This window comes from Achromobacter sp., assembly GCF_032102605.1.
Lineage (GTDB): Bacteria > Pseudomonadota > Gammaproteobacteria > Burkholderiales > Burkholderiaceae_B > Achromobacter.
Genome location: NZ_DAMDGT010000007.1, coordinates 154,848 through 175,933, shown reverse-complemented (window position 1 = coordinate 175,933; position 21,086 = coordinate 154,848). Strand labels below are relative to the sequence as shown.

Below are 21,086 nucleotides of genomic sequence, written 5' to 3'. Positions count from 1 at the left end.
TGTTTATCGCATACCAGGTACATGAATATATGAATATACGATGACCCGCCGGCTTCCTACACTGCGGAAAAACCCATATACCCCGCACCGCAGATTGCAGGAGACAAGCCCGTGAACGCCCCTCTACCCACTGGCGTGGCCGATACCCATGGCCTGGCGCTGGACGACAAATACACCCAGACGACCGGCCGCGTGTATCTCAGCGGCACGCAGGCGCTGGTGCGCCTTCCCCTGATGCAGAAGCAGCGCGACCTTGGAGCGGGCCTGAATACCGGCGGCTACGTTTCGGGTTACCGGGGATCGCCCTTGGGCGGCCTGGATCAGGCCCTATGGAAGGCCAAGCGCCACCTGAAGGCGAACGACGTGGTGTTCCAGCCCGGCGTCAATGAGGACCTGGCCGCCACCGCGGTCTGGGGCACGCAGCAACTCAACCTCTTCCCCGGCGCCCAGCGCGATGGCGTGTTCGGCATGTGGTACGGAAAGGGCCCCGGCGTGGACCGGTCGGTGGACGTGCTCAAGCATGCCAATTCGGCCGGCACGTCGGCGCACGGCGGGGTGTTGCTGTTGGCGGGCGACGACCACGCCGCGAAATCCTCATCGGTGGCGCATCAGTCCGAACATGTGCTGATCGCCAGCGGGATCCCCGTGCTGTACCCGTCCAACGTGCAGGAGTACCTGGACTACGGCCTGCATGGGTGGGCCATGAGCCGCCATACGGGCCTGTGGGTGGCGATGAAATGCGTGACGGATGTAGTGGAGTCCAGCGCGTCCGTGGACGTGGACCCGGAGCGGGTGCAGATCGTGCTGCCCGAAGAAGGCCTGCCCGCCGGCGGCCTGAACATCCGCTGGCCGGATACGCCGCTGGCGCAAGAGGCGCGGTTGCTGGACCACAAGTGGTACGCGGCGCTGGCCTATGTGCGCGCCAACAAGTTGAACCGGGTGGTGCTGGATTCACCGCAGGCGCATTTCGGCATCATGACCGCCGGCAAGGCTTACCTGGACGTGCGCCAGGCCCTTAACGACCTGGGCCTGGACGAGGCCGCCTGTGCGCAGGCCGGCATCCGGGTGCTGAAGGTGGGTTGCATCTGGCCGCTGGACGCGCAGGACGCGCGCGAGTTCGCCACCGGGTTGAAGGAGATCCTGGTCGTCGAGGAAAAGCGCCAGATCCTGGAATACGCGCTCAAGGAAGAACTCTACAACTGGCGCGACGACGTGCGCCCGCGCGTGTACGGCAAGTTTGACGAACGCGAAAACGGCGGCGGTGAATGGTCCACGCCGCGCGGCGGCTGGCTGCTGCCGGCGCGCTACGAGTTGTCGCCGGCGCTGATTGCCCGGGCCATCGCCGCCCGCCTGGAAAAAGCGGACTTGTCGGACGCGCTGCGGGCTCGCATTGCTGCACGCCTGGCAGTTATCGACGCCAAGGAGCGCGAGGCCAGCCGTCCCACGTTGGTGGAAGAGCGCAAGCCATGGTTCTGCTCGGGCTGTCCGCACAACACGTCCACCCGCGTGCCGGAGGGATCGCGCGCGGTCGCCGGCATCGGCTGCCACTACATGGCGATGTGGATGGACCGGAACACCGATACCTTCAGCCAGATGGGCGGCGAAGGCGTGGCGTGGCTGGGCCAGAAGGATTTCACGTCGGAACAGCATATCTTTGCCAACCTGGGCGACGGCACCTATTTCCATTCCGGCCTGCTGGCGATTCGCGCGGCCGTTGCCGCGCGGGCCCGCATCACCTACAAGATCCTCTACAACGACGCTGTCGCCATGACCGGCGGGCAGCCGGTGGACGGCGTGCTGACCGTGCCGCAGATCGCCCTGCAGATGCAGGCGGAAGGCGTGGTCAAGACGGTGGTGGTGACCGATGAGCCCGAGAAGTACGCCGGAGGGGGAATCTTGCCGGCCGGGGTGGACGTGCACCATCGCAAGGCGCTGGACGACGTGCAGCGGGCGCTGCGCGACACGGAAGGCACCACGGTGCTTATCTACGACCAGACCTGCGCCACGGAAAAGCGCCGCCGCCGCAAGCGCGGCGAGTTTCCCGATCCGCCCAAGCGCGCCTTCATCAACGAGGCCGTCTGCGAAGGCTGCGGCGATTGCTCGGTGAAGTCGAACTGCCTGTCGGTGGAGCCGCTCGACACCCCGATGGGGACAAAGCGGCGGATCAACCAGTCGTCGTGCAACAAGGACTTTTCCTGTGTGGAGGGCTTTTGCCCCAGCTTCGTGATGGCCGAGGGCGCCGTGCTGCGCAAGCCGAACCAGGGCGCAGGAGCGCCCACGCTGCCGGAAGCGCCTTTGCCAGATTGCGCGGACATCGCGCCGGGCGCCGCCTACCGCGTGGTGGTGGCGGGCGTGGGCGGAACCGGGGTCGTCACGATTGGCGCGCTGCTGGGCGCGGCCGCGCACATCGAGGGCAAGGGCGTGACCGTGCTGGACATGGCCGGTCTGGCCCAGAAGGGCGGCGCGGTGCTCAGCCACGTCCAGCTTGCCAACCGGCCCGCCGACCTGCATGCCACGCGCGTGGCGCTGGGCGAAGCCGACCTGGTGATCGGGTGCGATGCGCTGGTGTCCGCATCGCCCGAAGTGCTGTCGCGGCTGCGGCCCGACCACGGCAGGGCGGTGGTGAACAGCAGCGCGGCGCCGACGGCCGCATTCCTGTCGCAGCCGACCTGGCGCTTCCCGGGCGCGCAGGCTCAGACGGCGCTGGCGCAGAGCACCGGCGGCCACTGCGACTTCATCGAGGCGGGTCCGCTGGCCGAGGCCTTGCTGGGCGACAGCATCTACGCCAACCCGCTGTTGCTGGGCTACGCCTGGCAGAAGGGAGGCTTGCCGCTGTCGCTGGAGAGCCTGCGCCGGGCCATCCAGATCAATGGCGTGTCGGTGGACAAGAACCTGGCGGCTTTCGAACTGGGACGGCAGGCCGCGCATCGCGGCGCGGATGCGCTGCGTCCGGTAGCGGCCGAGCGTCTGGTGGCGTTGCCGGAATCGCTGGACGCGCTGGTCAAGCGGCTGGCGGCGCACGTGCGCGCCTACCAGGATGACGCCTATGCGGACCGCTACCTGGCGGCCGTGGAGGCCGTGCGCACACGCGAAGCCACAATGGGCGACAAGCGCCACGAAGTCACCCGGGCCGTGGCGCGCAATCTGGCCAAGCTGATGACCTACAAGGACGAGTACGAGGTGGCGCGCCTGTATTCCGATCCGTCCTTCAAGGACAGGCTGCGCGCGCAGTTCGAGGGCGAGCCTGGCCGCGACTACCAGGTGCGCTACTACCTGGCGCCGCCGGCCCTTGCCCGGCGCGACGCGCAGGGCCTGCTGCAGAAGCGCGCCTATGGCGCATGGATGGGGCTGGTCTTCCGCGCGTTGGCGCCCATGAAGCGTCTGCGCGGCACCTGGCTGGACGTGTTCGGCAAGACGGACGAACGACGCATGGAACGGCAGTTGGCCGCCGATTACCTTGCGCTGGCCCAGGAGCTTGCGCGATCGCTGGACGCCGGCAACCGGGATGCTGCGCTGGACCTGGCCAACGTGCCAGACAGCATTAGGGGCTACGGCCACGTGAAGGACAAAAGCGTGGAAGCGGCCCGGGGCCGGCAGGCGTCGCTGTGGGACCGTTATCGCGAGGGCGGGCGGTCGCAAATGGCGGCCTGATCGGCGAATCGGGCGGTGGTGTACGATCCCCCGTCAATGCGGGCGTGCCCCGCCGCCCCGTCCGCCACGCCATGGAAAACATCCTACGCAAACTCGATCTGACCTCGCTGCGCCTGTTCGTGGCGGTGTGCCAGGAAAACAGCATCGCGCGGGCGGCGGAGCGTGAGTTCATCGCGCCATCGGCCGTCAGCCGGCGCATTGCCGACATGGAATCCTTGATCGGCCTGCCGCTGATCACGCGGCACACGCGCGGGGTGACGGCGACTCCCGCCGGCCAGACGGTGCTGCGGCACGCGCGCCAGATCATCGGCGACGTCGAGGCGATGGGGGCGGATCTGTCCCGCTTCTATGAGGGGGTGAAGGGACACGTGCGGGTGGTGGCGAACCTGTCGGCCATCGTGCAGTTCCTGCCCGAGGACGTGGCGGCGTTCCAGCGCCTGTTTCCCGACGTGGATATCGACCTGGAAGAGCAGCATAGTCCCGACGTTCTGAAGCTGGTGCGCGAACGCGCCGCGGATTTCGGCATCTGCAACCAGATCGCCGGCGCCGATGGGCTGGAGCAGTTGCCTTACCGCCGCGATCGGCTGGCGGTGATGTTGCCATCGGGTCACCCAAAGGCGGCCGCCCGCCAGCTCAGCCTGCAGGATATCGCCGGCGAAACCTTCGTGGGCTTGCGCGAGAACAGCGCGTTGACCCAGTTGCTGGCCGCGCGGGCCGCGGACATGGGCAGGACGCTGTCCGTGAAGATCCGGGTGGCCAGCCTGGACGCGTTGTGCCGCATGACCCATGCGGGTCTGGGCATCGCCGTGATGCCGCAGCAGGTGGCCGAGTTGTACCTCCAGGCCCTGGACGTGGTGGTTCGTCCCCTGTCCGACGACTGGGCGCGCCGCCAGCTTTGCATCGTGTTCCCCAGCCACGCCCAGCTTTCCGCCACGGCGGGCAGCCTCGTCAAGTTCCTGGCCCAGCAGGGCTGACTCCGGCGGCACGCTCCTTTGCCGAACGCCGTCGGCACACGCCGCCGAAGCTCGTCGTGAACACGTGCCTCGCGGCATGCAGTTGGCACGCGTCGGCAGTCCTTCATCGCCGCGCGCCCCAGCAACCGGCCGTCGCCATTCGCGATGGCAGGCCTGCCGAGAAGACACTTCTGTGATGGCGTCGGTATTCGTATAGTCAAGGCGCGTTCATCGCCGGTACGGGGCATTCAGACCCCGCTGCGTCCTATACGGAGACATCATGACCCCCACCAGATTGCTTGCGAGCTGTACCCTCGCGATCGGCGCCCTGTGCGCGACGTTCGTAGCGGCCGCCGCCGACTATCCCGACCATCCCATCCGGCTGATCGTTCCCACCTCGCCCGGCTCGACCGCCGACGTGGTGGCGCGCGTGGTCGGCGAGAACCTGGGCAAGGCCTTGGCCCAACCCATGATCGTCGAAAACCTGGCGGGCGCGGCGGGCATCCCGGGAACGCGCCAGCTGGTGTCGGCCAAGCCCGATGGCTACACGCTGGCGATCGTGTCGTCCAACCACGCCATCAATCCCAGCCTGTACAAGAGCATGCCCTACGACGCGGTCAAGGACATCACGCCCATTTCCGTGATCGGCACGACGCCGCTGGTCGTCGTGGTGGCCGAGAATTCGCCGTACAAGACGATGGCGGACCTGCTGAAGGCGGCGCGCGAGCAGCCCGGCAAGATCAATTACGGCTCGTCCGGGACGGGCAGCGTGCTGCACCTGGCCGGCGAACTGCTCAAGTCCAAGGCAGGCGTGGACATGATGCATATCCCCTACAAGGGCGGCAACGCCCTGATCACCGACGTCATGTCCGGGCAGATTCAGGTGTCCTTCCTGGCTATCCCGTCGGCCCTGGCGCAGGTGCAGGCGGGTAAGCTGCGGGCCCTGGCCGTCAGCACGCCGGAGCGCGTGGCCGTCCTGCCAAACGTACCCACGCTGGACGAGGCGGGCGTCAAGGGCTATTCGTACGATGCCTGGATCTCGCTGATCGGCCCGGCGAAGCTGCCCGCCGACATCGTCCAGAAACTGCAGGCCGCCACGGCCAAGACGATGCACGAGCCGGCAGTGCTGCAGGCGCTGTCGCCGCAAGGCTTCGTGGCGCAGGGCAGCAGCGCGGAACAGGCAAGCCAGACGCTGGCCGCGGAAATCACCAAGAGCCAGGCGCTGGTAAAGGCTGCCGGCGTGACCATTGAATAGCTGCTCCACCATGACCGCTGATCTCGTACTCGACCGCCCCGCGCGCCTGCTGTTCCTGGCGCGCAATCCCGATTGCGTGGCCCGGCAGCTTGCGGGCGCCACGCTGTCCGGGGCGCAGGCGGGACCGCTGCGCGACGATATTTCCACCGACGAGATCACGCCGGTTCCCATCCTGACGCACTTCGACGAGAAGCTGGGCCGCTATCCCTATACCGGCTTTCGCACGGGCGATGCGCTGCCGGTCGGCAAAGATGCGGTCAGACTGGCGGGCATCAACGTGGTGGTGGCGGGCAAGCGCTATGGCAAGGGTTCGTCGCGCGAGCACAGTCCGATGGCCGAGAAGTCGGCCGGAGTGCGGCTGGTGATTGCCGAGAGCTTCGAACGCATCTATCGCCAGAACGCCGACAACATCGGCCTCTACACCAGCACCGACCTGGGGCTGGTGGAACGGCTGCAACGGGGCGAGCCCATCACGGTCGACGAGATCGTGGCGGGACGCGACGCCCTGTCGGCCGCCATCGTCAAGGCGGGCGGCCTGCTGGCCTTCGGGCAGTCTCAGTTGCGCGACGTCGCGCCCGCCTCGGATGCCGCATCGATGAACGCTGGCGGACCGCCCCGCACGCTGTTCGAGAAAATCATCGTGCGCCATCTGCTGCGCACCGCGGCCACCGCCGCCGAGCCGGCCGAGGGCATGGGCGTATTCATCCGGGCGGACTGGCGCTTCATCCATGAGTACTACACCGGAATGGCCGCCCATATGCTGCATGCGCGGTTTGGCCGGCCCCTGCGGTTGGTGGACCCCGAGCGCATCGTGGTGTTCGAGGACCATACTTCCTACGTCGAGGAAAGCCCGAATCATGTGCGCGCGGGCATCGTGCCCAACGTGCGCGCCATGTGCCAGGCGCAGCGCGACTTCGCCAGCGCGTATGGGCTGCGTCAGCACCGTACGCTGACCGAAGTCGAGGCCGCCAACGATCCCGGCGACATCGTGGCGGGCATCTCGCACGCGATGATGGCCGAACACTACGCGCTGCCGGGACAGGTTGTCGTGGGCACGGACTCGCACACGCCGCATAGCGGCGCGCTGGGCTGCGTGGCGTTCGGAGTGGGCACGACCGACATGGCGAACGCGTTCGTCACGGGCGCTGTCCGGCTGACGATGCCAGGCTCGCTGCGCATTGAATTGGACGGAATGCCGCCTCCGGGCGTCACGGCGAAGGACATCGTGCTGCACTTGCTGGCGCTGCCCGAGATCCGCGCGGGGGCGGGCGTGGGCAAGGTTTTTGAATTCACGGGCAAGGCCATCGCTGGCCTTTCCATAGACGAGCGCGCGACGCTGACCAACATGACCGCCGAATTGGGCGGGCTGACCGGCATCGTGGCGCCCGACGCGGAGACCGCGCGCTTCCTGCGCGAACGCCGTGGCGTGGACGCCGGCATCGAGCCGTGGATGCATAGCGATCCGGATGCCACCTACGCCGCGACCCTGCGGGTGGATTGCGGCGCGTTGTCGCCGCTGGTGGCGGCCCCGGGCGATCCGGGCAACGGCGTGCCCTTGTCATCGCTGAAGGAACGTCCCCGCATCGACATCGCCTATGGGGGATCCTGTACCGCCGGCAAGCGCGAAGACTTCGACCACTACCACCGGGTGCTGGCGTGGGCGGTGGCGCGCGGACTGAAGCTGCCGGATGGTGTGATGCTGTACCTGCAGTACGGGACCACGGCGGTGCGGGATTACTGCGTCGCGCAAGGCTATGACCGCACGTTCGCGGCGGTGGGCGCGCGCATCCTGCAGCCGTCCTGCGGCGCCTGCGCCAATTGCGGACCGGGTTCGTCCACCGACGCTTCGCAGGTGACGATCAGTGCGATCAACCGGAACTTCCCGGGGCGGTCCGGTCCGGGCAGCGTCTGGTTGGCCAGCCCGCCGACTGTCATGGCCAGCGCGCTGGCTGGCGAGCTGGTCTCGTTTGCCGAATTGCAGGAAAGGCACGCGGCGTAGCTTTTAGACGAAGGCAGCGGCGCGCGTTGCGGCGTCAGCCGTTGCCGGCGCCGCTGGTCGCACCGCGCACGTGGCGGCCATGCGTCAGCGGATTCGTGGCACCTCGTCCACTAGGGTTCCCCCCACTTCGCGCGCCGCGAAGCCCTGCTTAATGAATCCCTAATTGGCAGCCATTCCGCCCTGCGGCAGAGTGCGCAACAGAGAAAACGGCCGTCAGATGCCGTTTCAGGCCGTGCGTTCTGCGCGGCCTGCCGCACGGCCCCCGCACGGAAAGAGCACCCTGTCGACGATGTGAACCCGGGATACACCGGGAGCTTGCTGATCGGCCGCCGCCGCCTGGCTGCGGCTTCCCCCTGTTGGTCCGAGGAGACAACAATGAGCAAGAGCTGGAAGGCGATGGTTGGGGCAGTGGCGATGATGGCGGGCGGCTGGGCACACGCGGCCGACGCGCCGCCCGATATCAAATTGATGCAGTTGTCGGTGGGCAAGATCGAGCTGGACAAGGGCTTCATGACCGCGATGGTGGACGTGGGCACCAAGATCAAGATTCCGGTGCCAGCCTACGTGATTCAGCATCCGCGCGGCCTGGTGCTGTTCGACACCGGGATGAACCAGGCCACCGCCGACGGCAATTGCGCCAACTATTGGGGGCAGGGACTGTGCGGCGCGTTCAATTCCATCCAGGGCCGCGACGAAGTCATCGACCGCCAACTGAAGGCGGCAGGCTTTGACGTCAGCGACGTAAAGTACGTCGTGTATTCGCACTTCCACCTTGACCACGCCGGCAACATCAAGATGTTCCCCAAGGCCAAGCACGTGGTGCAGAAGGCCGAGCTGCGCGCCGCCTGGTGGCCCGAGAAATTCCAGCGCGCCGCCTACGTGATGAAGGATTTCGACACCACGCGCGACTATGACTTCATCCAGGTGGAAGGCGACTTCGACCTGTTCGGCGACGGCACCATCGTGCTGCTGGACACCAAGGGCCATACGCAGGGCCACCAATCGCTGCAGGTAAAGCTGCCGAAAACCGGCACGGTGCTGCTGGCCGCGGACGCCATCTACACCGGCGAAAACGAGGCGGGCGTCATTCCGGGCATCACCTGGAACACCGCCGCGTCCATGCTGGCCATCGACCGCCTCAAGCAGATCCGCGACGCGCGCCAGGGCCAGCTCTGGTATAGCCATGACGCGGAGCAGCACGCGCAGAACGCCAAGACCAAAGTCTTCGACTGAAGGCGCGCCATGGAGCCCGCTGTTGTCTTGCAAGAGGTCTGCAAGTCGTTCGGCCCGCGCCAGGTCCTGGACTCTCTCAGCCTGTCCGTCAGGCCGGGAGAGATCCTGGGCCTGCTTGGGCCCAACGGCAGCGGCAAGACCACCACGCTGCGCCTGATGGCGGGCTTCTATACGCCCGACAGCGGGCGCATCACGATCCGCGGCCGCGAGCCGGCGCCGGGGCGCGGCAATGCCGACATCGGCTACCTGCCCGAACGCGCGCCGCTGTATGACGCGCTGACCGTGACGCAGTACCTGGAATTCGGCGCCGGCGTCAAAGTCCAGGGCGGCGCCCGGGCGCGGCGCCAGGCGATCGAACGGGCCATCGATGGATTCGACCTGCAGGGCGTGGCGCGCTCGGTGATCGGGCGATTATCCAAAGGCCAGCGCCAGCGCGTGGGATTGGCGCAGGCGGTGCTGAACGATCCGCCGGTGCTGTTGCTGGACGAGGCCACCAACGGCCTGGATCCGGTGCAGATCGTGGAAGCGCGCGCGATGATCCGGCGCTGCGCCGAAGGGCGCGCGGTGGTGTTCAGCAGCCATCTGATGCAGGAAGTCGAGGCGCTGTGCTCGCGCATCGCGATCCTGCGCCAGGGGCGACTGGTGCAGGACGCGGTGCTGCACGAGTCCGGCGCCGCGCTGCAATTGGAGCTGGCGTTGCCGCTATCCGGGCACGCAGCCCTGCGCGCCGCGCTGTACGCCTGCGCGGGCGTCAGAACGGTTGATGTCGCGGTCCTGGATGCAGAGCGAAGCAAGTGGCGCATCGCCTGGGAGAACCCGGCCGCGAGCGCCGCCGCCAGCGACGCCGTGATGCGCGCGGCGCTGGCGCATGCGCAATTGCGCGCCGTGCTGCCGGCGCAGGAAGCGGTGGAGGCCCGCCTGCTGGCGGCGCTGGCGCCGAACGATCCCCAGATGCGGAGGCGGGCATGAAAGGATTCGCGGCCTTGTACCGCAAAGAGTTGCGCACCGACTTCGGCTCGCCCGTGGCGCTGGTCGTGGTGGCGGTGTTCTGGGCCTTGTCGGGATACCTGTTCAGCTTCAACCTGTTCTTCGTCAGCACGGGACAGATGGTCACCGCGTTTCACAACATGACCATCCTGCTCATCCTGGTGATGCCGCTGGTCAGCATGCGCGCCTTCGCCGAGGAAGCGCGGCAGGGCACGCTGGAACTGCTGTTGACGCTGCCTCTGTCGGACTTCACGCTGGTAGCGGCCAAGTTCGCAGCCGGGCTGACCATGCTGGCGCTGATGCTCGCGGGCACGATGTCGGCGGTGCTGCCGCTGGCCTGGTACGGCGAGCCGGACTATGGGCCCATCATGGGCGGCTACATCGGCGTATTCCTGTACGGGGCGTTGTTCCTGGCCATCGGCATCGCGGTGTCCAGCGCCTGCTCGAACCAGATCGTGGCGGCCAGCGCCACGTGGGGCATCCTGGTGCTGCTGTGGTTCATCGATTACCCGGCCGCGCTGGATACCTTTCCGGCGCTGTCGCCGTTCTTCCAGGCGCTGTCGCTGTCCGCCCAGCACGTGGACTTCATCCGCGGCGTGTTGCCCGGGCCCGCGACCGTCACGCTGGCCAGCGTGGCCTTGCTGGCGCTGATGGTGGCGTCCGTCAACCTGAAGCGCTGGAGACTGCGATGAGCCGCCCGCTGTTGCGCCGCGCCGGCCGGCGCCTTTCGTTGTGGCTGCCCGTGATCGCCGTTGCGGCGTTGCTGCTGGCGCTGAACTTGTGGACCGCGCGCAACCTGGGGCGCATCGACCTGACCGCACAGCGCGTCTACAGCCTGGCGCCGGAAAGCCTGGAGGTCGCCCGCCAGGTCCGGCAGCCCGTGGAAGTGACCTGGTTCTATGACCTGCGCAACAAGAGCATGGTCGATGCCCTTGAATTGCTGCGCCAGTACGAACGCGAAAATCCGCTGATCCGCGTGCGCGCCGTGGACCCGGCGCTGCGGCCGGCGGAGGCCCGGGCTGCCGGCATCCAATTCGCCGGCAGCGCGGTGCTGGCTTCGGGCGATCGCAAGACCACGATCAACGGCGGCACCGAGACCGACTTCACCAACGCGCTGATCCGTATCAGCCAGAACGGCGCGCAGACCGTCTGCTTCACGCAGGGCCATCGCGAGGCCACGCTGGACAGCCTGACGTCGCTGGACGACCTGGAGGAACACGACGGCGACGAAAACCTGGTGGCGCGCGTGGAAGTGCATGAGCAGCATGGCATGGCGATGGCGCGCAACGCCTTGCAGACGCTGGGCTTTTCCACGCGCGCGGTCAGCGCCGGCAGCCTGGCGCAGGCCTTGCCGCGCTGCGCCGTGGTGGTGGCGGCCGGGCCGCGCACGGCGTTCGGCAAGGATGACGCAGCGGCGCTGCGCCGTTGGACACAGGCGGGCGGCAAGACGCTGTTGTTGCTGGAACCCGATACGCCGCACGGACTGGACGATCTGCTGGCCGACTTCGGTATCGCGCTGGCGCAAGGGCCGCTTGCCGACCCGGGCAGCCACTACCGCAACGACCCTGGCAGTCCGGCTGTCAGCGACTACACGCGCCACAAGATGACGCGGGGCCTGCCGCTCAGCTTCTTCCCGGGCGCAGCGGGGCTGGAACCGGCCGGCGATGCCCTGCCGCCCGGCGTCGTGGTGACGCCACTGGCGCAGACATCCGCCGAGGCGCATCCGCCCGGACGGCCGCCTTCCCGCTACACGCTGATGGCGCTGGCCACGCGCAGCGGCCAGGCCGCCAATGACGACGGCGCCGCGCGTCCCACGCTGCTGGTCGTGGGCGACAGCGACTTCGCGATCAACCGGCATTTCGCCACGCTGGGCAACGGCGCGCTGTTCACCAATGCGGTCACCCTGCTGGCCGGCGAAGACGCGTTGCTGACGATCCGGCCCCGCCATTACGAGATCCGCCGCGTCGAACTGACCAATCGCCAGATGCGCGCGGTGTTCTGGACCAGCACGGTGGCGTTGCCATTGCTGGCGCTATTGACCGGACTGCTGCTGTGGTGGAGGCGCCGTTGAAGGCGGCGCGCGCTGTCTGGCCCCTGCTGCTGGCGGCGGGCGTCGCGCTGTCCGCGTGGCAGTGGCACGAGGCCGTGGAGTCGCCGGGCGGCCACCATGGCCATACCCACCTGCATGACGACAGCGGCAAGCCCGCCAGGCTTTACGCCTGGAATGCGGACCAGGCCGCGCGGGTGACGCTGGCCACGCCTGCCGGTTCGGTGGACCTGACGCGCGGTTCGCAGGGCTGGATTGCATCGCCGCCGGGCGCGGCGCAGGGCTTCGATGTGGCCGACTTCGTTGCGTTGTTCTCGCAGGCCCGCAGCGATCGCATCCTGACCCCGGAGTCTGGCGAGACCTATGGCCTGGCGCCGCCGCAGATGCGCATCGACGTGCGCGACGCAGCGGGCGCGAGGCTTGCCCAATTGGACGTCGGCGCGCTTGCGCCGGATGGCCTAGGCCGTTATGTACGCCTGCCGGACGAGGCGCAGATCCGGATTATCCCGGACTATCAAACCCGGGCGCCGCTGGCGGCGGCAGGGCAGCACGACACACCGTCCGCGGTCACTCCATCGCTTGTTAAACCCGCCTTGCACAAAGATAAATAGCTGGCCGATAAACCGCTACCTATACTTCGCACACATACACAGGCGGGTCTGCCCGGCGCCGGAGCGGGGCTGGCGAACCCCCTGGAATAAAGGGCCTTCCGGCCTCTTTCGCCTGCACGGCGGCGGGGGCACGGACAGGTTGATAACGAGACAAGGACGCGCCGGGCGCGTCCAGGGCGCAAGCCCGCACGCCGCGCGGCGCATGAAGAACGCCGCGTCCGTGCTCAGCGTATTGGGAGAAGACGCTTGACCTTGGATCTACTGCCTCTCGCCTTGGTGGATGGCGTGGCGTACGCCAGTCTGCTGTTCCTGGTATCGATGGGGTTAACCCTGGTGTTTGGTGTGATGGGCATATTGAACGTCGCCCACGGCGCCTTCTACGCCTTCGGTGGTTATGCCGCAGCCAGCCTTGTCATGTTCCTGGCGCCCAAGACCGACTCTCCCGTCCTGCTGTTCGCGGCCTTGTTCGTGGCCGCCATCGCGGTGGGCCTGGCATTGGGCAGCATCATGGAATTCGTGCTGATCCGCCGCGCCCAGAACTACGACCCCATCCTCAAACTCCTGATCACTTTCGGCGGCTTCCTGATGCTGGAAGACATCCAGCGCATGCTGTGGGGCGCGCAGCCCTACAGCGCCAGCGAGGTCGTGAATCGCCTCGGCAACATCGAAATCGGCGACATCACCTACACCACCTACCAACTGGTGGTGGTGCCTGTCACCGCGTTGCTGGCCTACGTGTGCCTGGAATATTTCCTGCGCCACACCAAGCTGGGCAAGCAGACGGTGGCCACCACGCATAACCGCGAGGTCGCGACGTCGCTGGGCATCAACGCCAAGAAGATTGGCTACGTCACCTTTGTCATCGCCACCATCCTGGGCGCCCTGGGCGGGGCCCTGGCCGCGCCCACGACGTCGCTGGTGCCGGGGGCTGGCACCGACATGACGGTGCTGTCGTTCGCGGTGGTCGCCACCGCCGGGCTGGGCCAGATCACCGGCGCGCTGATTGCGGCGCTGCTGATCGGCATCATCCGCGCCATCGCCGTGTACGCCGCGCCGGAACTGGAAGTGGCGGTGCCCTACATCATCATGGTGCTGGTGCTGATCATCCGGCCGCACGGCCTGTTCACCGTGGCCCAAGCGAGGACGATCTGATGAAAGTGCCTGTCCTGAGCCTGCTGGCCGCGCTGGTCACGCTGTTCCTTGGCTATACCTATTCCTGGACCATCACGCCGATCGTCATCGGGCTGACCTACGCGATCGCCGCGCTGGGCGTATCGGTGATGGCGCGCGCCGGCCAGATTTCTTTCGGCCACGCGATGTTCGCCTGCATCTCGGCGTACACCGTCGCCTTTCTGGCCAAGGCCGTGCCCGGCCTGGATGCGCTGGTGCTGATCCTGGCCGGCGTCGTGGCCAGCTTTGTGTCCGCCGTGATCATCGGCCTGTTCGTCGTGCGCTACCGCGGCATTTTCTTCGGCATGCTGAACCTGGCGCTGAGCATGGTGCTGTTTGCGCTGCTGGGCAAGCTGTACACGCTGACGGGCGGCTCCGACGGCATGCGCATCGTGCGTCCCACCATGGCCGGCATCGTGATGGAGCGCGAATCCTTCGAGCGCGCGCTGCTGGTGCTGACGCTGGTCCTGTCGCTGGTGCTGGCGTGGTGGGTGCAGCGCTACTTCCGATCAGGCAGCGGCCAGGCGCTGTCGGCCATCAAGACCAATGAAACGCGTATCGAATACCTGGGATTTTCCGCCTACTTCATCATGTGGAAGGGCTATCTGCTGTCGGCCGTGGTGGTGGGATTCTCGGGCGGGATCCTGGCTCTGATGCAGGGACTGGTCACGCCGGAAATCGGGTCGTGGCTGCGGTCGGGCGAGTTTGTCTTCATCACCATCCTGGGCGGCGCGGGCCATGCCGCCGGCGCGTTCCTGGGCGCGGTGGGCTTTGAATCCGTCAAGCTGATTTCCGCCGCCTACTTTCCGGGGCTGTGGCAGTTCCTGCTGGGTCTCACGCTGATCCTGGTGATCTTCATGTTCCCCACGGGCTTTGTCGGCCAGATCACCAAGCGCATGAAGTCGCGCGAGCGCGCCCAGCGCCGCGCGCAGGCTCCCGTGCAGGCGCCGGCGAGGAACTGATGATGAAACCCCTCATTAAAACCACCGACCTTTACCTGGCCTTCGGCGGCGTGGTGGCCGCCGACAATATCAACTTCGAGCTGCACGAGGGCGAACGCCTGGCGGTGATCGGACAGAACGGCGCGGGCAAGACCACGTTCATCAACATCTGCACGGGGTACCTCACGCCCTCCAAGGGCAAGGTCTATTTCGACGGCAAGGACGTCACCGCCATGGCGCCGCGCAAGATCGTGCGGCTGGGCATGGGGCGCTCGTTCCAGCTGCCGCAACTGTTCACCGAGCACACCGTGCGCCAGTGCGTGCAGATCGCCGCCGCGCGGCGGAACAAGGAATTGAGCTGGTTCCGGTCATTGGAAAGCACGATCGACGCGCGCGAGGTGGACGCCACGCTGGATCTGGTGGGCCTGTTGCCCGACGCCGACGAGGCCTGCATCGAGCTGCCGGAAGGCAAGCGCAAGCTGCTGGACGTGGCCATGGCCCTGGCGCTGCAGCCCAAGCTGCTGATCATGGACGAGCCCACCAGCGGGGTGGCGTCCGAAGACAAGTTCGGCCTGATGGAGACCGTGATGCACGCGCTGGACGAACGCCGCGTGACAAGCTGGTTCGTCGAGCACGACGTGGACATTGTGTCGCGCTATGCCACGCGGGTGGCGGCCTGGATCGCGGGCAAGGTCGCGGCCGACGGGTCGCCCGAAGACGTCCTGAACAATCCGCAGATCAGAAGCGAAGTGCTGGGGGCCTGAACCATGTTGAATCTATCGGCCATCAACGTCGACCTGGCGGGAAATCGCATCCTGCGCGACGTCAACGCCAGTTTCGAAGCATCCAAGACCATCGGCATCGTCGGGCGCAACGGCGCGGGCAAGACGACGCTGCTGCGCACCATCATGGGCCTGACGCGGATCCGTTCCGGCAAGATCGCCTTCGACGGCACGGACCTGACGGCGCTGCCCGGCTACAAGCGGGCGGCGATGAAAGTCGGCTACGCACCCGAGGACCGGGTGATCTTCCCCACGATGACCGTCGAGGAAAACCTCTCGCTGCCCTGCGAGGTGCAGGGGCAATCCAAGACGGAGATCGACGCCCGCATCGCCACGGTGCTGAAGGTGGTGCCGCAGCTGGAACCCATGCTGAAGCGGTCCGGGTCGGCCCTGTCCGGCGGGCAGGGAAAGATGGTGGCGCTGGCGCGCGCCGTCATGGTGGGCACGCGCCTGCTGATGCTGGACGAGCCGTTCCAGGGGCTGGCGCCCAAGCTGGCGCGCGACTACACCGAGGCGCTGGGCCGGCTGAAGGAGATACAGCCCGAGCTGTGCGTGGTGATCACCGAATCCAATGTGAAGCTGCTGGGCGACATCCCAGACCAGATATGGACGATCGAGCGCGGCTCGATCACGCTGAATTGATATCCCGGAGACAACTGAAATGACGCAGATGATCATCAACGGCCGCCAGGTCGACGCGCACGACGGCCGCACGATCGAGGTGGTCTCGCCGGTGGACGGCGAAGTCTTCACCACGATTCCCCGCGGCCAGCAGGCCGACGTGAACGCGGCCGTGCAGGCGGCGCGCGACGCGCTGGACGGCGGCTGGGGCCAGATGACTGCGCTGGAACGCGGCCGGCTGCTGCTGCGCCTGGGCGAAAGCGTGCTGGCGCACCACGAAGAGCTGGCCCAGCTTGAATCGCGCGACACCGGCAAGCCGATGTCCACCGCGCGCGGCGACATCACCGTGCTGGCGCGCTATTTCGAGTTTTACGGCGGCGCCGCCGACAAGGTGCACGGCCAGACGATCCCGTTCCAGAAAGACTATTCGGTGCAGCTCATCCGCGAACCGCTGGGCGTGACCGCGCACATCATTCCGTGGAACTACCCCGCCCAGATGTTCGGCCGCAGCGTGGCGCCGGCGCTGGCCATGGGCAACGCCGCCGTCGTCAAGCCGGCCGAAGACGCGTGCCTGTCGATCATCCGCGTCGCCGAACTGGCGCTGGAAGTGGGCTTCCCGGCGGGCGCGCTGAACATCGTGACCGGCCTGGGCGAAGAGGCCGGCGCGGCGTTGTCGCGGCACCCCGGCATCAACTTCATCACCTTCACGGGATCCAACGAGGTCGGCGTGCTGATCCAGCAGGCAGCGGCCGTCAATGCGGTCAAGTGCGTGCTGGAACTGGGTGGCAAGTCGGCCCACATCGTGTTCGACGACGCCAACTACAAGCTGGCCATTCCCGCCATCGTCAAGGGCATCGTCCACAACACCGGGCAGACCTGCACGGCCGGCAGCCGCCTGCTGGTGCAGAAGGGCATCTACGCCGACTTCATGAAAGCGCTGGGCGAGGAGTTTTCGAAGGTGCGCGCCGGCACGCCGGACATGGACCTGACCTGCGGCCCCGTCGTCAACAAGGCGCAGTACGACCGCGTCAATGGCTACATCTCCAAGGGCCTGTCCGAAGGCCTGAAGGTGGCGGCCGAGGGCGGCATCGCCGACGGCGTGCCCAAGGGCGGCTACTTCGTGAAGCCGACGCTGTTCAGCGCCGACAGCCATGACAGCGATCTGCTGACCCAGGAAATCTTCGGGCCGGTGCTGGTTGCGCTGCCGTTCGCGGACGAGGCCGAGGCCATTCGCCTGGCCAACGCCACCGACTACGGCCTCCTGGGCGCGGTCTGGACCGAGAACGGTGGACGCCAGCAACGCGTGGCGCGCGGCATCAAGTGCGGCCAGGTCTATATCAATGGGTTCGGGGCGGGCGGCGGCGTGGAGCTGCCTTTCGGCGGCGTGAAGAAAAGCGGCCATGGCCGCGAGAAGGGCTTCATCGCGCTGGAAGAAATGAGCACGACCAAGACCCTGATTCAGTTCTATGGCGAATGATCGCCACGCATCATACGGAGACAGAAAATGAGCCAGTTGCAAGGCAAGGTTGCGATCGTCACGGGCGGGGGCAGCGGTTTCGGCGAGGGCATCGTCAAGCTGTACGCCAAGGAAGGCGCCAAGGTGGTCATCGCCGACATCAATAAGGAGGCGGCCGATCGCGTGGCGGCCGAGGTTGGCGCCGCCGCGCTGGCCGTGAAGGCCGACGTGTCCAGCCGGGCCGACATCGACAACGCCGTGCGCGCCTGCCTGGATAAGTTCGGCTCGGTCGACATCGTGGTGAACAACGCGGCCATCACACACAAGAACCAGCCCATGCTGGACGTGGACGAGGCCATGTTCGACCGGATGTTCGACATCAACGTGAAGTCCATCTATCACATGGCGCAGGCCGTGGTGCCGGTGATGCGCAAGCAGAAGCGCGGCGTCATTTTGAACATCGGGTCCACCGCCGGCATCCGTCCGCGCCCCGGGCTCAGCTGGTACAACGCGTCCAAAGGCGCGGTCAACGTGCTGTCCAAGTCCATGGCCGTGGAGCTCGGTGCCGACGGCATCCGCGTCAACGCCATCTGCCCGGTGATGGGCATCACCGGCATGTTCGAGCTCTTCATGGGGCTGCCGGACACGCCCGAGAACCGCGCCAAGTTCGTGTCGACCATTCCGCTGGGACGCTTCTGCCAGCCGTCCGACGTGGCCGCCGCCGCGCTGTTCCTGGCCAGCGATGCCGCCGAGTTCATCACCGGCGTCGAGTTCCCGGTGGACGGCGGGCGCACCGTGTAAGGCTTCCAGGCCGGCGGGTCCGGGTGGTCCCGCATTCCGGGCCAGCCCGGTCCAGATCTCTTTCTGTGGATGAAGGCGCATGAAAATCAAAGCGGCGTTATTGCGGGAAGTGGGGGTGGAAGGCCCTTACGCGAAGACCCGGCCCTTGACCATTGCAGACATCGAGCTGGATCCGCCCCGATTTGGCGAGGTCCTGGTCAGGATCAAGGCCGCGGGCCTTTGCCATTCGGACCTGTCGGTCATCAACGGCGACCGTCCGCGCGGGGTGCCCATCGTGCTGGGCCACGAATCGTCCGGCGAGGTCGTGGAGACCGGCCCCGGCGTGACGGACCTGAAGGCGGGCGATCACGTCGCCATGGTGTTCGTGCCCAGCTGCGGCTGCTGCAACCCCTGCATGGAAGGCCGGCCGGCGCTGTGCGAACCCGGCGCGGTGGCCAACACGAAAGGCACGTTGCTGGGCGGCGAACGCCGCCTGCACATCGGCGACGAATACATCAATCACCATACGGGCGTGTCGTGCTTTGCCGAGTACGCCGTGGTGTCGCGGCGGTCCTGCGTCAAGGTCAACGTCGAACTCAGCCATCGCGAGGCCGCGCTTTTCGGCTGCGCCGTGCTGACGGGCGCGGGCGCCGTCATCAACCGCGCTCGCATCAAGATGGGCGACACGGCCGCCATCGTGGGGCTGGGCGGCGTGGGCCTGAGCGCCTTGCTTGCGGCGGTGGCCGCTGGCGCGCGCCGTGTCGTGGCCGTCGACCTCAGCGAAGAAAAACTGGCGCTGGCCAAAGAACTGGGCGCCACCCACACCGTCAACCCGAAGCAGGTGAAGTCGGACGACGACCTGATGGACCTGGCCGGCGGACGCGTGGACTTCGGCTTCGACATGGCGGGCGCCGTGCCCGCGTTCGAAACGGCCTACAAGCTGACCCGCCGCGGCGGCGCCACCGTCACCTCGGGCCTGCCCAATCCCAAGCTCAGCTTCCCGCTGTCCTTGTCGCAGATGGTGGGCGAAGAGCGCGAGATCCGGGGCAGCTACCTGGGTTCCGGCGTGCCGGCCATCGACATCACCCGCTATATCGACCTGTACAAGGCGGGCGGCTTGCCGGTGGACCGGATGATGGGCCAATCCTTTTCGCTGGACCAGATCAACGAGGGGTTCGATCACCTCGCCACCGGCGGCAGCCTTCGCGACGCCATCGTTTTCTAAGGGCAGAGACCCGACTACAACACTGGAGACACAACCATGAAAACCTCAAGACTGGCGGCCTTGCTGGGCGCCACCCTGTTGTCCGGTCTGACCGCCATCGCGGGCGCCGCGGACAAGCCCAAGGAACTGAACGTCGGCATCTCGACGTTCCTGTCGGGCTCGGCGTCGGTGTTCGGCGTGCCAGCCCGCGACGCGGCCGACATCCTGATCCAGGAGATCAACGCCAACGGCGGCATCGACGGCGTGAAGATCGTGCCCAGCTACATCGACGAAGGCGGCGGCGGTGAAAAGCTGCTGTCCGAATACCGCCGCCTGGCGGAAGGCGGCACGCGCGTCATGCTGTCGGCCATTTCCAGCGGCCACTGCAATATCGTGGCGCCGGTGGCCGAAGACCTGAAAGTCCTGAACGTGCTGTGGGATTGCGGCACCGAGAAGGCGCTGGAAGGCAAGAACTACAAATACGTGGTGCGCACGCAGGCGAACGCCACCACCGAAATGGTGGCGCAGGTGCTGTACCTGATGAAGGTGAAGCCCGACTTCAAGACCATCGCGATCGTCAACCAGGACTATGCCTGGGGCCGCGATTCGCGGGACATCTTCCTGGCCGCGCTGAAGAAGTTCAAGCCCGACGTCAAGGTCGTGGCCGAGATGTTCCCCAAGTTTGGCGCCGCGGATTTCTCCACGGAAATCAGCCGCCTGCAGGCACTGCGCCCGGATGTCATCGTGTCTACGTCGTGGGGCGGCGACCTGGACAACTTCGTGCGCCAGGCGTCGCAGCGCAACCTGTTCAAGAACTCCACCTTCGTGCTGTCGCTGGCGGAAAGCTCGCTGGAACGCCTGGGCAACGCACTGCCCGAGGGCGTGCTGGTCGGCGCGCGCGGCGATCATTACTTCCTGCATCCGGAAACCAAGGACGATCCGCAGCACCAGGCCTTCGTGAAGAAGTTCCACGACAAGACGGGCGCCTATCCGATCTACTCCGTCTATCACATGGTGCAGGGCATCCAGGGGCTGAAGGCGGGCTACGAGAAGGCCATCAAGGCCAACGGCGGCAACTGGCCCACGCCGGAACAGGTGGCCGCCGCCATGCATGACGTCAGCTTCAAGGGCTACGGCCGCGAAGTGAAGATGCACCGCGCCGACGGCCAGGCCCTGGAAGCGCAGCTCTTCGGCGTGACCAAGAAGAGCGACAAGTACCCCTTCAAGGTGCTGGCCGACATCACGATCGTGCCGGCCGAGCTGGTGACGCCGGGGGTGACGGACACGTCGATGGGCTGGATCGAAAAGAGCCTGACGCCAGAAGTTCTGAAGAGCGACCAGATCAAGGTGTTCCCGAACTGAACGGGACGGATTGAGCAAGCAGCAGTGTGTGGTG

The 21,086-nt window shown here is 66.8% G+C and carries 17 protein-coding genes; all 17 read left to right on the top strand.

Annotated elements, in window-relative coordinates; all coding sequences use genetic code 11:
* The first annotated feature begins 111 nt into the window (after positions 1-111).
* The 17 genes from RT614_RS17435 (at position 112) to RT614_RS17355 (ending at position 21,052) form a co-directional block, all read left to right on the top strand.
* Complete coding sequence (locus RT614_RS17435) at positions 112-3,651, top strand: indolepyruvate ferredoxin oxidoreductase family protein (RefSeq protein WP_313623383.1); 3,540 nt, start codon at positions 112-114, stop codon at positions 3,649-3,651.
* A 71-nt stretch (positions 3,652-3,722) separates the two neighbouring features.
* A complete protein-coding gene (locus RT614_RS17430) occupies positions 3,723-4,625 on the top strand; it encodes a LysR family transcriptional regulator (RefSeq protein ID WP_313623382.1) in 903 nt (300 codons plus the stop codon).
* 259 nt (positions 4,626-4,884) lie between these two features.
* Positions 4,885-5,859, top strand: coding sequence for a tripartite tricarboxylate transporter substrate binding protein (locus tag RT614_RS17425; protein WP_313623380.1), 975 nt, complete (start codon positions 4,885-4,887; stop codon positions 5,857-5,859).
* 10 nt (positions 5,860-5,869) lie between these two features.
* Positions 5,870-7,858: an aconitase family protein gene (locus RT614_RS17420; RefSeq protein ID WP_313623379.1), complete on the top strand. Its 1,989-nt coding sequence runs from the start codon at positions 5,870-5,872 to the stop codon at positions 7,856-7,858.
* A gap of 375 nt (positions 7,859-8,233) precedes the next feature.
* Complete coding sequence (locus tag RT614_RS17415) at positions 8,234-9,091, top strand: N-acyl homoserine lactonase family protein (protein ID WP_313623378.1); 858 nt, start codon at positions 8,234-8,236, stop codon at positions 9,089-9,091.
* A 9-nt stretch (positions 9,092-9,100) separates the two neighbouring features.
* Positions 9,101-10,060, top strand: coding sequence for an ABC transporter ATP-binding protein (locus tag RT614_RS17410; RefSeq protein WP_313623377.1), 960 nt, complete (start codon positions 9,101-9,103; stop codon positions 10,058-10,060).
* On the top strand, positions 10,057-10,770 hold the full coding sequence (locus tag RT614_RS17405; RefSeq protein WP_313623376.1) for an ABC transporter permease subunit: 714 nt from the start codon (positions 10,057-10,059) through the stop codon (positions 10,768-10,770). Before RT614_RS17410 ends, RT614_RS17405 begins: the two co-directional genes overlap by 4 nt.
* Positions 10,767-12,149, top strand: coding sequence for a GldG family protein (locus RT614_RS17400; protein WP_313623375.1), 1,383 nt, complete (start codon positions 10,767-10,769; stop codon positions 12,147-12,149). The genes RT614_RS17405 and RT614_RS17400 overlap by 4 nt, the downstream gene beginning before the upstream one ends.
* Positions 12,146-12,736 (top strand): DUF4340 domain-containing protein, encoded by a 591-nt coding sequence (locus tag RT614_RS17395; protein WP_313623374.1) that lies wholly within the window; start codon positions 12,146-12,148, stop codon positions 12,734-12,736. The genes RT614_RS17400 and RT614_RS17395 overlap by 4 nt, the downstream gene beginning before the upstream one ends.
* A gap of 246 nt (positions 12,737-12,982) precedes the next feature.
* Positions 12,983-13,888, top strand: a complete 906-nt coding sequence (locus RT614_RS17390) for a branched-chain amino acid ABC transporter permease (RefSeq protein ID WP_313623373.1) — start codon at positions 12,983-12,985, stop codon at positions 13,886-13,888.
* Entirely contained in the window at positions 13,888-14,868 is a 981-nt protein-coding gene (locus RT614_RS17385) for a branched-chain amino acid ABC transporter permease (RefSeq protein ID WP_313623372.1), read from the top strand. Before RT614_RS17390 ends, RT614_RS17385 begins: the two co-directional genes overlap by 1 nt.
* A gap of 2 nt (positions 14,869-14,870) precedes the next feature.
* On the top strand, positions 14,871-15,611 hold the full coding sequence (locus RT614_RS17380) for an ATP-binding cassette domain-containing protein (protein WP_313623519.1): 741 nt from the start codon (positions 14,871-14,873) through the stop codon (positions 15,609-15,611).
* Between the two features lie 3 nt (positions 15,612-15,614).
* On the top strand, positions 15,615-16,271 hold the full coding sequence (locus RT614_RS17375) for an ABC transporter ATP-binding protein (protein WP_313623371.1): 657 nt from the start codon (positions 15,615-15,617) through the stop codon (positions 16,269-16,271).
* A gap of 19 nt (positions 16,272-16,290) precedes the next feature.
* Positions 16,291-17,727: an aldehyde dehydrogenase family protein gene (locus RT614_RS17370; protein WP_313623370.1), complete on the top strand. Its 1,437-nt coding sequence runs from the start codon at positions 16,291-16,293 to the stop codon at positions 17,725-17,727.
* 27 nt (positions 17,728-17,754) lie between these two features.
* On the top strand, positions 17,755-18,507 hold the full coding sequence (locus tag RT614_RS17365) for a glucose 1-dehydrogenase (protein WP_313623369.1): 753 nt from the start codon (positions 17,755-17,757) through the stop codon (positions 18,505-18,507).
* A 79-nt stretch (positions 18,508-18,586) separates the two neighbouring features.
* Positions 18,587-19,711: a zinc-dependent alcohol dehydrogenase family protein gene (locus RT614_RS17360; RefSeq protein ID WP_313623368.1), complete on the top strand. Its 1,125-nt coding sequence runs from the start codon at positions 18,587-18,589 to the stop codon at positions 19,709-19,711.
* A gap of 36 nt (positions 19,712-19,747) precedes the next feature.
* A complete protein-coding gene (locus RT614_RS17355) occupies positions 19,748-21,052 on the top strand; it encodes an ABC transporter substrate-binding protein (RefSeq protein WP_313623367.1) in 1,305 nt (434 codons plus the stop codon).
* Positions 21,053-21,086 lie beyond the last annotated feature (34 nt).